13 protein-coding genes are annotated in these 13,894 nt (G+C 72.1%); 4 read left to right on the top strand and 9 right to left on the bottom strand.

What is annotated here, in order from left to right:
• Window positions 1-65 precede the first annotated feature (65 nt).
• A complete protein-coding gene (locus CFI00_RS13805) occupies window positions 66-1,751 on the bottom strand; it encodes a CHAP domain-containing protein (RefSeq protein WP_207081700.1) in 1,686 nt (561 codons plus the stop codon).
• Window positions 1,752-2,320: 569 nt separating this feature from the next.
• On the opposite strand from CFI00_RS13805, the gene CFI00_RS13810 reads away from it, so the two are divergent.
• Window positions 2,321-3,826, top strand: a complete 1,506-nt coding sequence (locus tag CFI00_RS13810; RefSeq protein ID WP_207081701.1) for a calcium-binding protein — start codon at window positions 2,321-2,323, stop codon at window positions 3,824-3,826.
• 43 nt (window positions 3,827-3,869) lie between these two features.
• On the opposite strand, the gene CFI00_RS13815 is transcribed toward CFI00_RS13810, so the two are convergent.
• Both CFI00_RS13815 and malQ read right to left on the bottom strand, forming a co-directional pair.
• Window positions 3,870-5,276 (bottom strand): amidase family protein, encoded by a 1,407-nt coding sequence (locus CFI00_RS13815; protein WP_207081702.1) that lies wholly within the window; start codon window positions 5,274-5,276, stop codon window positions 3,870-3,872.
• Entirely contained in the window at window positions 5,273-6,682 is a 1,410-nt protein-coding gene (malQ, locus tag CFI00_RS13820; RefSeq protein ID WP_207081703.1) for a 4-alpha-glucanotransferase, read from the bottom strand. The genes CFI00_RS13815 and malQ overlap by 4 nt, the downstream gene beginning before the upstream one ends.
• A gap of 70 nt (window positions 6,683-6,752) precedes the next feature.
• Here malQ and CFI00_RS13825 point away from each other — a divergent pair, with 70 nt between their 5' ends.
• The gene (locus tag CFI00_RS13825) at window positions 6,753-7,499 is read left to right on the top strand and encodes an aldolase/citrate lyase family protein (RefSeq protein ID WP_207081704.1); all 747 of its coding nucleotides are present in this window, start codon (window positions 6,753-6,755) and stop codon (window positions 7,497-7,499) included.
• Window positions 7,500-7,540: 41 nt separating this feature from the next.
• On the opposite strand, the gene CFI00_RS13830 is transcribed toward CFI00_RS13825, so the two are convergent.
• Both CFI00_RS13830 and CFI00_RS13835 read right to left on the bottom strand, forming a co-directional pair.
• On the bottom strand, window positions 7,541-8,158 hold the full coding sequence (locus CFI00_RS13830; RefSeq protein ID WP_207081705.1) for a hypothetical protein: 618 nt from the start codon (window positions 8,156-8,158) through the stop codon (window positions 7,541-7,543).
• Window positions 8,155-8,769, bottom strand: a complete 615-nt coding sequence (locus CFI00_RS13835) for an FMN-binding negative transcriptional regulator (protein WP_242532397.1) — start codon at window positions 8,767-8,769, stop codon at window positions 8,155-8,157. Before CFI00_RS13835 ends, CFI00_RS13830 begins: the two co-directional genes overlap by 4 nt.
• A gap of 60 nt (window positions 8,770-8,829) precedes the next feature.
• On the opposite strand from CFI00_RS13835, the gene CFI00_RS13840 reads away from it, so the two are divergent.
• On the top strand, window positions 8,830-10,356 hold the full coding sequence (locus CFI00_RS13840) for an ATP-dependent DNA ligase (protein ID WP_207081706.1): 1,527 nt from the start codon (window positions 8,830-8,832) through the stop codon (window positions 10,354-10,356).
• Window positions 10,357-10,403: 47 nt separating this feature from the next.
• Window positions 10,404-11,102: a TetR/AcrR family transcriptional regulator gene (locus CFI00_RS13845; protein WP_207081707.1), complete on the top strand. Its 699-nt coding sequence runs from the start codon at window positions 10,404-10,406 to the stop codon at window positions 11,100-11,102.
• Between the two features lie 12 nt (window positions 11,103-11,114).
• On the opposite strand, the gene CFI00_RS13850 is transcribed toward CFI00_RS13845, so the two are convergent.
• The 4 genes from CFI00_RS13850 to CFI00_RS13865 form a co-directional block, all read right to left on the bottom strand.
• Complete coding sequence (locus CFI00_RS13850; protein ID WP_207081708.1) at window positions 11,115-11,921, bottom strand: DUF1206 domain-containing protein; 807 nt, start codon at window positions 11,919-11,921, stop codon at window positions 11,115-11,117.
• Window positions 11,922-11,998: 77 nt separating this feature from the next.
• Window positions 11,999-12,409, bottom strand: a complete 411-nt coding sequence (gene nusB / locus CFI00_RS13855; RefSeq protein WP_207081709.1) for a transcription antitermination factor NusB — start codon at window positions 12,407-12,409, stop codon at window positions 11,999-12,001.
• Window positions 12,410-12,418: 9 nt separating this feature from the next.
• The gene (gene efp, locus CFI00_RS13860) at window positions 12,419-12,982 is read right to left on the bottom strand and encodes an elongation factor P (protein WP_207081710.1); all 564 of its coding nucleotides are present in this window, start codon (window positions 12,980-12,982) and stop codon (window positions 12,419-12,421) included.
• Between the two features lie 76 nt (window positions 12,983-13,058).
• On the bottom strand, window positions 13,059-13,874 hold the full coding sequence (locus CFI00_RS13865) for an aminoglycoside phosphotransferase family protein (RefSeq protein WP_207081711.1): 816 nt from the start codon (window positions 13,872-13,874) through the stop codon (window positions 13,059-13,061).
• Window positions 13,875-13,894 lie beyond the last annotated feature (20 nt).

The raw sequence follows: 13,894 nt of genomic DNA on the forward strand, positions 1-13,894 counted from the left end.
GATCCAGCCTAGACACCGGGCCCGGGCGGGACCGGGCTCAGCGGCGGGGGGTCAGCGGCGGGGGGTCAGCGACGCGCCGGCACGGTCACGGTCGAGCGCTCGACGGCTGCTCGTACGACGTCGGTCCCGGCGTAGCGCACGACCACCGGCTTCACGCCGGCGCGCAAGCCACGCAGCACGGCCCGAGCCTTCCCTGCGACGACCTGGACCTCGACCGTACGTCCGCCGACGCTGACGCTCATCGCGCCGTCGGGTCGGGGCGCACCCAGGGCGCGCACGCGGACCTCCACGACGACGCGCTTGCGCGAGGCGTCGGAGCGCACCTTCAGGGTCGGCGTCGTCGTCACCATCGGCACGGCGACGGTCTCCGTGGTGCTGCGGAAGTGCCGGCGCGAGAGCGTGATCTCGACCGACAGGTTCCGGCCGACGTCGGCCTTGCGGACCGTGTAGGTGGGCCGCGTGGTCCTGGCGATCCGCTTGCCGTCCCGGAGCCACCTGTAGGTGGCCGTCGCGTCGGTGGGCTTGACGCTGCCCGCGCGGACGGTGAGCTTGTTGCCCAGCGCGGGCGTGCCCTTCACGCGGGACGGGCGGGTGATCACGACCGGCTTGGCGAGGACCGGACCGGTCTCGACCGCGGTCGACCTCGACTTCCTGTAACCGCTCGCGCTCGCGATGGTGCGGGCGCTGATGCGCTTGTCGACGTGGTCGCGCGTGAGGACGAGCGAGGCCCCGGTGGCACCGTCGAGCGCTGCGCCGTCGGCGTACCACTGCGTGGTGACCTTCCTGGGCTCGGGCGCCCACGACGGGGGCGTGAGTGTCAGCGTCTGGCCGACCTCCGCGACACCCTGGATCGTCGGCTGCGCGGTGGGCTGGAACACGCCGGGTGCGACGGGAGCGGTCGCGAGGCTCGCCCGGCCGGCGGTGTAGCCGCTCAGCTCGGCGGTCACCTCGGCGGTGAGGGTCTTGCCCTTCACGTCGGGCGTGGGCACGTAGGACGGAGTGGTGGCACCGGGGATCGCGGCACCGTCGGCGAGCCACCGGATGGCGACGCTGCTGGGCGTGGGCGTCCACGCGCCGGTCGCCACCTCCAGCGGTGCGCCCACCGCCGGGGACCCGACGATGGCAGGAGCCGTGGTCGGGGCGACGACGCGGTCGTTGAAGTGGATGAAGCCTGAGGGCCAGCCGCCGCCGGACTTGGTGATGCGACGCCAGTAGAAGTCACCGCCCCAGTAGTCCTCCGAGACGATGATCTCGGTGTCGGAGATGACCTGCTCGACGTAGGCGACGTGCCCGCTGGAGCCCGCCGGCGTGACGTGCGGCTTGTACCAGGCGACGGACCCGACGGTGGGGGTCTGGTCGGTGATGGGAGCCATCGCCACGCCCCAGTTCGAGGCGTTGCCGCTGCCCGACCACGGCCGGACGTCGGGCATCCCGGACTGGATCAGCCGGTAGGCGACGTAGTTGGTGCAGTTGTGCCCGGCATACATCCGCCAGAACATCGTCGACGACGCCTGGCGATAGCCGGCGTGTCCGTAGCCGGCGTCCTGGCACCCGGCGTAGCCGGAGCAGAGGTACGTCGACGTGACCAGGTTGATCTTCCCGGTGGTCGTCGGGAGGGCCACCAGGAGCAGCGCCACCAGCGCCGTGAGCAGGCTGGCCGTCCGGCCGGCCCGGCGTACGACGGAGGCGAGCGCGGCCCGTCCTGCGGGGGCGCTCTGTGACGGCTGTGACTCGTGAGGCAGTTGTTGCACTGAGTGATCGTATGGGCCAGAAGTCAAGGCCGCCACGCCGATGAGCGAAGATCAATCGTGTAATTCGTTCGCGGGTGCCCTCGGCGCGGGCGCGGTTCCGGCCGCGCAGACCTCAGATGACGAAGATCAGCAGCAGCACGAGCGCGGTGATCGCCAGCGAGACCAGCAGTGAGCCGGCACAGCCGAGGCGGTTGCTGAAGAAGAGGAACATCAGAGGCTCCTCCGGCCCACCGGGAGCACCGACGTGGCCGCGTGGAGCACGGCCGCGCCGAGCATGCCCATCAGGTGCCCGATCGAGCGGACGTACACCGGGGTCACCGGGCCTCCCCGCCTGAGCAGTCGGTCGTGTGCCGCGGGATCGTGTGGGTGGTCGACATGAATGTCTCCGGTGGTTCTCGAACGTGCCGGCCCGTGGTCTTGAGCCTGGTGCTGCGCCTCCGTACCCCGTCGCGCTGAGCACATGTCGTGACGCAACGTGGGCTACGCCTCACCCACCGGCGACGGCAACTTTGTCGTCGGGTCGCGAGTCGTACGTTGGACCTGCCACCCCGCTTCCGGAAGGACGCACCGTGCGTACGACGACGCTGACCGCCGCCGGCCTGCTGAGCCTGGCCATTCTCAGTCCCATCCCGGCCGCCGACGCCGCTGGTGAGACCTGTCGGGGCGAGGCCGCGACCATTGTCGGCACCCCCGGCAACCCCGCCCTGCTCGGCAGCGACGGCATCGTGGGCACCGAGGGACGGGACGTGGTCGTGACCCACGGCGCGTTGAAGGTGACGACCCTGGGTGGAGACGACCTGATCTGCGTCACCTCGCCCGGTGGACCCTCGGTGAGGCGGGTGATCATCGACGCGGGCGCCGGCGACGACGTCGTCGACGGCACCACCGCGCCTGACTGGATCGCACAGGTCGAGCTGGGCGAGGGCGCCGACCGCTTCGAGGGAGGCGGCGTGGGCAGCACCATCTACGGCGCGTACTCGGAGCCCGCCCCGGTGGACAGCGAGCGGGACGTCGTGGTCGGTGGGGCCGGCTCCGAGCGGTTCCACAGCGGAGTCGTCGGGCAGCCGAACCCCGACGTCATCGCGCTGGGCGCCGGCAACGACTCGCTCATCTACAACGGTGTCACCACCGCCGACGGCTCGATCGATGGAGGCGCCGGCATCGACGAGCTCTTCCCCTCGGCACTCCTCCGCTCCGGGGAAACGGTGGTCGACAACGCAGCCGGACAGCTCCTGATCGACCAGCAGGTCGTGGCGACCTGGTCGGGGCTGGAGACGTTCTGGACCGGGACCATCGGGGGCGAGGACCTCGTCTTCGTCGGCACCGCGGCCGACGAGACCGTCAACGCCACGGTGTCCGGCCGGGTCCGCGCCACCTTCGGCGCAGGCGACGACGCCTTCCGGGCAGACCAGTCGCCGCGCGTCGGCAGCGTGATCGACGGCGGCGACGGACGAGACTTCTTCTACCTCACCTCCGAGTCGGGTCTCCTCGACCTCGACCTGGAGAAGGGCAGGCTGGTGGCGGACGCAGAGGCGGAGTACACGACTTCGGCGGCCGGCTTCGAGGATGCCTCGCTGTTCGCCCGCCGCGTCGTCCTCCGCGGCACCGACGGCCGCAACGACCTCCGTTTCTCGGCCTGCGACGCCAGCGTCACCGCTCGCGGCGGCTCTGACCGCGTCGCCCGCTCCTACGACTCCTTCTTCGAGTCGGTCTTCTGCCCCCGCTTCCCGAAGGCCTACCTCAACGGCGGCAGCGGCAGGGACGAGCTCGAGGGCACCGTCGGTCCGGACGTGCTGGTCGGCGGCCGCGGGAAGGACCTCCTCGACGGAGGTGCTGGGGCCGACCGCCTGAAGGGCGGCAACGGACCCGACGTGCTGAAGGGCAAGGACGACAACGACCTCCTCCGCGGTGGCGGCGGGTACGACCGGCTCCTCGGCGGCAAGGGGCGTGACAACCTGCAGGGACAGGCGGGTCGGGACCGGTTGTACGGCGGCCCGTCCCGGGACCGCGCGGACGGCGGGTCCGGTGCCAAGGACGTGTGCCGCGCTGAGCAGAAGCGTCGGTGCGAGCGCTGACCGCACCAGGAGCTGACTGCGATGCCGTCTCGCGCTTCCCGCGTCAGACGAACGACGGATAGGTCGGCGCAGCCAGCGGGCCGCTCGACCGGTCCCGCGCCACCTCGTAGCCGTGCGCGATCTCGATCAGCGACCCCTCGCTGTGCGCGGTGCCCCAGAACGACACGGCCACCGGCAGGCCGGCGGCGAGCTCGCTCGGAACCGTGACCAAGGGGTAGCCGGCGATCGCGGCCGGGCTGCTGCAGGAGCCGGCGAAGGCCTCCGCGTTGACGAGATCGATCGGGTGCGCGGGCGGGTAGGACGGCGTCACCAGTGCGTCCAGCCCGTGCTCGCGGAGCACCTGGTCGATGCCGCCGCTGCGGGTCGCGCCGACGCCCCTCGAGCGCGCGTCGAGGTGCTCGGGGCTCCCGGCCCGCGGGCCGGCCAGGGCCTTCTCGAAGAGCGACTGACCGAAGTGCGCGAGCTCGGTCTCCGCGTGCGCGCGGTTGAAGTCGACGATGTCCTGCAACGTGCGGGGGACGTCGCCGGTGCGGGTGGCGAGATAGTCCTCGACGGCCGAACGGAACTCGGCGAGCAACACGAGCAGCTCGTCCTCGCCCACCTCGTCCCCGAGCACCGGCAGGTCGGTGTCGTCGACGATCGTGGCGCCCTCGGCGGCGAGCAGCGTCAGGGCCCGCTCAGCGGCGGCGTCCGCGTGCGGGGAGTAGCCCCAGTACGTCGTGCGGGGCACCCCGATCCGCTTGCCCGCCAACCGACCGCGCACGGCGTGCGCGGCGTAGTCCCGGTCGTTCGCGGCGAGCACCGTCAGCAGCGAGGCTGCGTCGCGCACCGTCATGGCCATGGGGCCAGGCGAGTCCTGGGAGCTCGAGATCGGCACGACGCCGCTGGTCGGAACGGTGCCGACCGTCGGCTTGATGCCGACGCAGCCGTTGAAGGCCGCCGGGCAGGTGATCGAGCCGTCCGTCTCGGTGCCCACGGCGAAGGGCGCAAGACCGGCCGCCACCGCAGCACCGCTGCCGGCGCTTGAACCTCCCGCGGACCGGTTGAGCCCGTAGGGGTTCCGGGTCAGCCCGCCGTAGGCGCTCCAGCCCGACGTCGACGACTCGTCGCGGATGTTGGCCCACTCGGAGAGGTTGGCCTTGCCGAGGATGACCATGCCGGCGTCACGCCGGCGCTGCACGAGCGGCGCGTCCCGGCCGGGTGGTGGCGCCTGGGCGAGCGCGAGCGAGCCGGCCGTGGTGGGCAGGTCATGGGTGTCGATGTTGTCCTTGACCAGCACGGCACGTCCGTGGAGCGGGCCCCGAGCGCCTCCTGCAGCGGCCTCGCGATCGAGCCGCTCCGCCTGCTCCAGGGCGTCGGGGTGGACGGTGCAGATCGCATTGATCTGGGGCTCGACAACACTGGCCCGCTCCAGGAGGCGCTCGACGGCCTCGCGGGCTGCCCCGGTCAAGGGAGCCGCCCCGTCGCGGCCACGACCTCGCGGACCCGGCTGGCGAGGGCGTCGTCGAAGGCCCCGGCAGGCGCCTGCCAGGACCAGTTGTCGCCGGCGGTGCCGGGCGTGTTCATCCGCGCCTCGTTGCCGAGCCCGAGGATGTCCTGGGCAGGTACGACGCCGAGGCGGGCGCGCGACTGCATCGCCAGCCGGATCAGCGCCCAGGGCATCGACTCCTCGGGGTCGACGAGACACGAGCGCACCTGCTCGCGGTCCACATCGTCGAGCTGGTCCCACCACCCGAGCGTCGTGTCGTTGTCGTGGGTGCCGGTGTAGACGACGCTCTGCTCCTCGTGCCGACGGGGCAGGTGGAGGTTGTCGCGGTCGCCGTCGAAGGCGAACTGCAGCACCTTCATGCCCGGCAGGCCGAACTGGAGGCGCAGCTCGTCGACCTCCTCGGTGATGACGCCCAGGTCCTCGGCCACCAGCGTCCCGGGACCAGCAGCATCCACGAGGACGGACAGGAGGTGCGCACCTGGTCCCGGGACCCACTCGCCCTCACGGGCCGTGGGCGCGTCAGCGGGCACGTGCCACGCCGCCTCGAGCCCCCGGAAGTGATCGATGCGGACCAGGTCGAAGAGCTCGCGCTGGCGCGTGATCCGGCGTCGCCACCAGCCGAACCCGTCCGCGGCCATCGCGGCCCAGTCGTAGTGCGGGTTGTCCCAGCGCTGCCCGTCGGCCGAGAAGTAGTCGGGCGGGCATCCGGACACGGTGATCGGTCGGCTCTCCTCGTCCAGGTGGAAGAGCTCGCGCGACGCCCACACGTCGGCGCTGTCCAGGGACACGAAGATCGGCAGGTCGCCGAACATCAGCACGCCCTTCGACGCGGCATGGTCCCGCAGCCGGTCCCACTGCACTGCGAAGACCCACTGCTCGAAGCGCAGCATCTGCACCCGGTCGGCCAGCGGAGCCAGCGCATCGGCAACGGCCCGCGCGTCGCGGTCCCGCAGCGCGGGAGGCCAGGACGGCCAGGGCGCGAGGTCGTGCCGCTCGCGAAGGGCGGCGTACTCGACGTAGGGCTCGAGCCAGTCGGCCTGAGCGGCACACCACGACGAGAAGCGGGCTCGCTGCTGGTCCGTCAGCGTCGCGGGACCGTCGAGGCCGTCGGCGGCCCGGTGCTCGCTGCTGATGAGGTCGGTGTTGCCCGCCATCGCCGACAGGGCGTCGTACGGCGACCCCTCCGCCGGGTGCGTCGGCGCCAGCGGCAGGAGCTGCCAGACCGAACAGCCAGCGGCCCCGAGGAAGTCGACGAACCGGTAGGCCTCGTCGCCCAGGTCGCCGGACGAGCCGGACCCGGGCAGGGATGTCACGTGCAGGAGCACGCCCGCCCGCCGCCGGTCGAACGGCATCTCTCGCTGCAGCATCCCATTCCCTCCCACGCGGTGCGGCGACTGTATCGTCCGCGTCACGGCACCACGAGAGGACTGAGGTCGCATGGCGATGGACGAGGTCGACGTACGGAACCGGTGGTCCAGCGGGAGTGCCTGCCACGGGTTGTGGAGCCTGTTGCCCGGTGTCGTGACCGCCGACGTGCTGGCGCGGACCGGGGCCGACTTCGTCGTGGTGGACCTGCAGCACGGCGTCGTGTCGGAGGTGGAGCTCCCGGGGATCACCGCAGCCATCACGGCGGCGGGCGCAGTACCCCTGGTCCGGGCCCGGAGCCCGTTGTTCGCCGACGTCGGCCGACCGCTCGACCTGGGCGCCTGCGGGGTGATCGTGCCCAACGTCCGCGACGCCGAGCATGCACGCGAGGTGGTCGCTGCGACGCGCTACGCCCCTGCCGGGGGGCGATCCATCGGCCGCCTGACCGGCGGAGCCGCGCAGCCGCTGGTGATCGCCATGGTCGAGACAGCCACGGCCCTGGAGGACCTGGACGAGGTGCTGGCCGTCGAGGGGCTGGACGGTGTGTACGTCGGTCCCGGCGACCTGTCGCTGTCGCTGGGGCTCCATGGCGCGGACCATTGGCCGGAGCTGCGCAGCGTCCTGTCCTCGATCATCGCCCGGGCCACTGCAGCCGGGGTGCCGGTGGGTGTCCACGCCTACAACGGCGAGGACGCGGCGGGCTACGCCGCTGAGGGGGCGACCATCGTGACCGTCGCCGTGGACACCGTCTCGCTCGGCGAGGTCATGGCGCGGCACCTCGAGGTCGGCCGCAGCCGGGCGGGGGCGGACGGTCGCTGAGGCACGCCCATGGCTGCACACACGGCACGCGGCGAACCGACTTACCCGGCCCGCTCGACCGTCGTCACCACGGAGGTCACCGACGGCCTGGCAGGGGTCGACGAGAACCCGAACCGACACGGCGGGTCCACAGGCGCAAGCGACCCGAGACGAGAGCCGCGCCACTCCCCCTCGATCGCGACGACAGCCCGCACCGACGTCGCGCCGTACCACTCCCGCCGGTCGTTGCCCGCGGTCCCTCGCGTCCGTACCCCGCGCATGACCACCCGGGCCACCGGGTCGACCGCCGTGCACCACGCCGGAGACGTCGCGACGCGGGCCGGCACGAGGCCGAGCGCCGCTCCCAGCGGCGTACGACCTCCGACCACCAGGCGCAGCGAGAGCGACGGCGTCGAGACCTGCCAGCCGCCGGCAGTGTCTTCCACAGAAACCGGCTCGATGACGTGCTCGTCGAAGGAGTAGGTCGCGGTCACGAAGTCACGCACCCGGTCGTCCGGTGCCAGCAGCACCCGGTGCCCGGAAGCGTCCTCGACCATCACGTCGGCGAAGGCGCCCCAGGGAGAGTCGTCCCACCGGCCGACGACGACGCGGACGCCGCTGGTGCTGCCCACCCCGGCGATCCGGCCGGTGAAGCGCTCGCGGACCCGACCGGGCCTCACAGCTCGACCAGCCCCGACGGGTCCCGTCCATCGGCGGCCAGTCCGCGGGCGACGCCGGCGCGGTCCTCGGCAGAGCGGTTCTGGCTGAGCTTGGCCTTCGCCTCGACGGATGAGACCACGAGCTCGACGCCGACGATCGGGCGCAGGTTCTTGGCGACGTAGTCGTCCGGGGCGTCGCTGACCGCCCACGGCTCGTCGCGCGGCTGCTCGTGGTGGTCGGTCAGCCGGGTCACGAGGTCGCGCACCCAGGCGGGGTCGTCGTGCACGACGATGCTGCCGCGCAGGTGGACCACGGAGTAGTTCCACGTCGGGACGACCTTGCCGTGCTCGGCCTTCGTGGCATACCAGCTCGGCGAGACGTAGGTGTCCGACCCCGTCACGATCGCGAGCGCCGGCGAGCCGTCCACGATGCGTCGCCAGTGGGCATTCGCGCGGGCCAGGTGGCCGACGAGACGGTCGTCCTCCCACAGCACCGGGAGAAAGGTCGCGTCGGGCAGGCCGTCGGCGCCGACGGTGACCAGCTGTGCGGTCGCGACCGCCGCGACGAAGGGGCGTACGTCGTCGGCGTCCATCACGTTGAAGCGCGGGACGTAGAGCTCGGGGTCGGTCACTCCCCCATCCTGCCCGTTGGGAGGCACCGGACTGTCAGTGCCGGGCGGCAGGATGGGTCCATGCTGCTCGCCGAGCTCGTCGCCACGTCCACGTCGGTGGCTGCCACCCGCTCCCGCAAGGCCAAGGTCGCGGCCCTCGCCGAGACGCTCGCGCGCGTGGAGCCCGATGAGCTCGAGGTGGTCGTGTCCTACCTCGGCGGCGCGTTGCGCCAGCGGCGCACCGGCCTGGGCCACCGTGGTCTGACCGCCCTCCCGCCCCCGGCCGACGAGCCGTCGCTGTCGGTGCTCGACGTGCACGAGGCCTTCGAGCTGATGTCGACCATCGCCGGGCCCGGCTCCCAGCAGGCGCGACGCGACGCGGTCACCGCGCTCTTCGGCCGCGCGACCGCCCCCGAGCAGGCGTGGCTGCGCGCGGTCGTCACCGGCAACGTCCGCCAGGGCGCGCTCGACGCGGTCACCCAGGAGGCGGTCGCGCAGGTCGCCGGCGTCCCCCTCGCCGCCGTACGCCGTGCCGCGATGCTCGCCGGCAGCACGGTCGCGGCCGCCGGGGCGGCGTTCGCGGGCGAGGAGGCGCTGGCCGAGATCGGCCTGGAGGTGGGACGCCCGATCATGCCGATGCTCGCCTCCAGCGCCCCCGACGTGGCCGCCGCGATGGCCGGCCTCTCCCCCGACGGCACGACCGAGGTCGCGATCGACGCCAAGCTCGACGGCATCCGGATCCAGGTGCACCGCGACGGCGACGACGTGGTCGTGGTGACCCGCAGCCTCGACGACATCACCGGGCGGCTGCCCGAGGTCGTCGAGGTCGCCCGGTCCCTGCCCGCCGAGCGCTTCGTCCTCGACGGGGAGGCGCTCGCGCTGTCCGAAGACGGGCGGCCGATGGCCTTCCAGGACACCGCGAGCCGCACTGCCCAGGACACCGGCGTCGCGGTCACCCCGCACTTCTTCGACCTGCTCCACGTCGACGGCCGCGACATGCTCGACTCCCCCGGCCACGAGCGCCTCGCCGCGCTCGACGCGCTCGTGCCGGAGCAGCACCGCGTACGCCGTCTCGTCACCTCCGACCCTGCCGAGGCCGACACATTCGCCACCGAGACCGTCGCCGCGGGCCACGAGGGAGTCGTGCTCAAGGACCTGTCGGCGCCGTACGCCGCCGGTCGCCGCGGCTCGGCCTGGGTGAAGGTCAAGCCGGTGCACACCCTCGACCTCGTCGTGCTGGCCGTCGAGTGGGGCTCCGGGCGGCGCGAGGGGTGGCTCTCCAACATCCACCTCGGCGCGCGCGACGACTCCTCGCCGTCGGACTTCGTGATGCTCGGCAAGACCTTCAAGGGCATGACCGACGAGATGCTCACCTGGCAGACCGAGCGCTTCACCGAGCTGGCCACCTCACCGGTCGACCGCAGCTCCTACGTCGTGCATGTCCGGCCCGAGCAGGTCGTCGAGATCGCCTTCGACGGCCTCCAGCGCTCCACGCGCTACCCCGGCGGCGTCGCGCTCCGCTTCGCGCGCGTGATTCGCTACCGCGACGACAAGACAGCAGCCGAGGCAGACACGATCGAGCAGGTCCGCGCACACGTGGCCACCTGACGCGTGCATGGGCCGGTGAAGGCACCGCGCTCCCTAGACTGACCCCCATGACCTCCGAGCCGTCCGCCCCGCCGACCACCGGACGCAGCGGCACCGCTGCGGCACGGCGCCGGGTGCGCGAGGCCGAGATCATCTCCGCGACCCGCGGGCTCTTCGACGAGCGCGGCGTCCGCGACGCCCAGATCGAGGACATCGCCAAGGCGGTCGGCATCAACCGGGCGATCATCTACCGCCACTTCACCGGCAAGGAGGAGCTCTTCAGCCTCACGCTCGTGGAGTACCTCGACGAGCTGCGGGTCGCGCTCGAGCAGGGTGCGGCCTCGACCGACGAGCCCCGCGCCCAGCTCGAGGCACTGGTGGAGGCGTTCGTCGACTACGGCCTGGCCCACCCCGCCTTCGTCGACTGCGCCCAGGCGATCATGCGGCGCCCCGGCGGCGACCTCCTCGAGGAGGTCAGCGAGAGCGCGATGTTCCGCCTCGGACAGGCCATCAACGGCTGCCTGTCGGTGCTGACCCGCACCATCGAGGCCGGAGCCGCCAGTGGCGACTTCCGCGTCGACGACCCGCGGCTGCTGGCCAACATGCTCTACGCCAGCGGGCTCGGGACCCTCCAGCTCGGCCGCGTGGCCATGCTCGTCTCCGAGGACGCGCCCGGCGTACCCCGCATCAGCCGCGTCACTGCGCAGCAGGTGCGCGACCACATGGTCACCACCGCGCTCGCGGTAGCTTCTGCGCCTCCCCGCTGAAGGGCGCCGACCTCAGCGCGAGAGGTGCTTGGCGCGCGCGAAGCAGAACAGGCCGTACGCCGCGATGCCGGCGCCGACGAGCGTCAGCAGCACCGGGCCGAAGGGCTGCTCCAGCACGGTCTGCAGCGCCTGGTCGAGGCCGCCGGACTTCTTCGCCTCGTGGGTGATCGCGGCATAGAGGAAGAGTCCGCCGATGACCGAGATCGCGACACCCTTGGCGATGTAGCCGGCCTTGCCGAGCTTGACGTAGGCCGAGCCGTCCTGGCCGGACTGCCCCTGCGCGTCGAGGTGCTCGCGGAACTTCTCGGTCCAGCCCCGGACGATGAGCGAGATGCCGTAGCCGATGATCGCCAGACCGATGGCGCCGACGATCAGCTGCCCGCCAGGCAGCTGCATGATCTTCGCGGTCGTGCCGTCGGTGCCGCCACCGCCGCCGCTGCCGGTGGCGGTCTGCACCGCGCTCCAGCCGAGGGCGCCGTAGATGACGGCCTTGCCGAGCGACGTGGCGCGCTTGCGCCAGCGCTTCGTGTCGTCGGACTCGTCGCGGAAGCCGAAGGCGAACTCCAGCACGCGCCAGATGACGAGCAGCAGCATGCCGACGGCGATGCCCCAGACCAGCACGCGACCCATCGGCTGCTCGGCGAGGTACTGCAGCGCACCGCTGTTGGAGGCGCTGTCCTCCTTCTCGCCGAAGGCGAGCTGGAGGGCGAGCCAGCCGATGAGCAGGTGGACGACACCGTAGGCAATCAGTCCCGCCCGGATCGCGTGGTCCAGCCAGTCGCTCTGGTGGGCGGACTTGGCCGTGTCGGTGGGGGTCATGGGGTCAACCTAGGACCTCACGAGCCCCCACCGCGAGCGCGGTGCCCCCTGCGGGTGAGGGCGGCTCAGACCAGCTCTCAGACGAGGGTTGAGCGGTCGCGCTGGATCGAGCCGAGCAGGCCGTTGACGAAGGCCGGTGAGTCGTCGGTGGAGAGGTCCTGCACGAGGTGCAGCGCCTCGCTCACCGCGACGGTGTCGGGGACGTCGGCGTCGCCCCACAGCAGCTCGTAGACGCCGATGCGGAGCACGTTGCGGTCGACCGCGGGCATCCGCGCGAGGGTCCAGCCCTTGCTGTAGGTGCTCAGCACCTCGTCGATGCGCTCGAGGTGCTCGACCACGCCGCGCACCAGCGTGTCGGTGTAGGCGTTGGTCGGGCCCTCACCGGCCTCGATGGCGCGCTCGAGCGCGACGACGGGGTCCTCGGAGCGGAGCTCGGAGGCGAACAGGATGTCCAGCGCGCGCTTGCGCGCCTTCGAACGGGCAGCCACGTGGTGCGCTCAGCCCTTGACGCGGCCGAGGTAGGACGAGTCGCGGGTGTCGACCTTGACCTTCTCGCCGGAGGTGATGAAGAGCGGCACGGCGATCTGGTGGCCGGTCTCGAGCGTGGCGGGCTTGGTGCCGCCGGTGGAGCGGTCGCCCTGCAGGCCCGGCTCGGTCTCGGCGATGAGCAGCTCGACCGAGGCCGGCAGCTCGATGAAGAGCACGCGGCCCTCGTTGGTGGCGACGATCGCCTCCTGGTTCTCCAGCATGAAGTTCTTGGCGTCGCCCACGATCTCCGGCGCGACCTCGAGCTGCTCGTAGGTGCTGGTGTCCATGAAGACGTAGGACGAGCCGTCGTTGTAGAGGTACTGCATGGTCCGCTTGTCGACGTTGGCCGTCTCGACCTTGGTGCCGGCGTTGAAGGTCTTGTCGACGTTCTTGCCCGACTCCACGTTGCGGAGCTTGGTGCGCACGAAGGCCGGGCCCTTGCCGGGCTTGACGTGCTGGAACTCGACGACGGCCCAGAGCTGGCCCTCGATCTTGAGGACCATGCCGTTCTTGAGGTCGTTGGTGCTTGCCATGCTGTGTTCCGCCTCCGTCGAGTTGTCAAAGATGAGTGGGCACCGTCCGCTGGGCGGTCGGCGCCGACGCGCCAGTCTAGTGGTGGCCCGCGAGAGCCATGAAATGCTCGGCCTGCGCCTCCGTCGTGCCCGGCGGGTTGCGGCGCCACCCGCCGTTGCCGGGCAGGAGCATCGCCAGCCAGAACACCGCCCACAGCGGCCGGTAGGCCGCCATCCGCTCGCGGTCCCGGGCGTCGAGCCCGACAGCGTCGGCCAGTGCGCGGGCGTCGTACACCCCCGGGAGGCGGCCGCCGAGGTGCTCGACGTGGTCGGCGAGCTCGTACGCCGGGTCGCTGAGGCCGCCGTCCTCGAAGTCGACGAGCCGCACGTCGCGGCCGTCCCAGAGCACGTTGGCCGGGTTGAGGTCGGCGATCCCGAGTGCGGTGAACCGGGGTTCGGGCACCGGCGGGTCGGCGACGAAGGCACGCGCGGCGTCGAGCGCCTCGCCGACCAACCCCGGGTCGCGGCACTCCCGGAGGTCGTGGTCGTCCGCCAGCCACTCGACCATCACCTGTGCGTGCTCGGCGGCGCCGTACCTCCGCGGGCCGATGCCCGCGTCCGTCACTGCCTGCACCGGTACGTCGTACAACCGGCGCAGCGCGGCACCGAGCGCCTCCGTCTGGCCGGCCGTCAGCGGCCGCGGTGCGAGCGGGTCGCCGGAGATCCGCTCCATCACGATCACCGGCCTCTCCCCGTCCTCGCGGCGCAACGGCCGCGGCGCGAGGCCGGGCGCGTGCTCCGCGAGCAGCGTCAGGCAGGCCCACTCCCGCTCGGCCTCCCAGCCGTGGTCGGCGACGAACTCCTTGCGCACCTCGCGCTCACCGAGGGTGAGGCCGTGGGTGGAGGTCTGCACCGGCTCACCGTAGCCGCGCT

The organism is Nocardioides sp. S5, assembly GCF_017310035.1.
Lineage (GTDB): Bacteria > Actinomycetota > Actinomycetes > Propionibacteriales > Nocardioidaceae > Nocardioides.

Coding starts and splice junctions, on each gene's coding strand:
- malQ (WP_207081703.1), bottom strand. CDS start 6,682: ATGCTGCAGCGAGAGATGCCGTTCGACCGGCGGCGGGCGGGCGTGCTC.
- CFI00_RS13825 (WP_207081704.1), top strand. CDS start 6,753: ATGGCGATGGACGAGGTCGACGTACGGAACCGGTGGTCCAGCGGGAGT.
- CFI00_RS13840 (WP_207081706.1), top strand. CDS start 8,830: ATGCTGCTCGCCGAGCTCGTCGCCACGTCCACGTCGGTGGCTGCCACC.
- CFI00_RS13845 (WP_207081707.1), top strand. CDS start 10,404: ATGACCTCCGAGCCGTCCGCCCCGCCGACCACCGGACGCAGCGGCACC.
- CFI00_RS13850 (WP_207081708.1), bottom strand. CDS start 11,921: ATGACCCCCACCGACACGGCCAAGTCCGCCCACCAGAGCGACTGGCTG.
- efp (WP_207081710.1), bottom strand. CDS start 12,982: ATGGCAAGCACCAACGACCTCAAGAACGGCATGGTCCTCAAGATCGAG.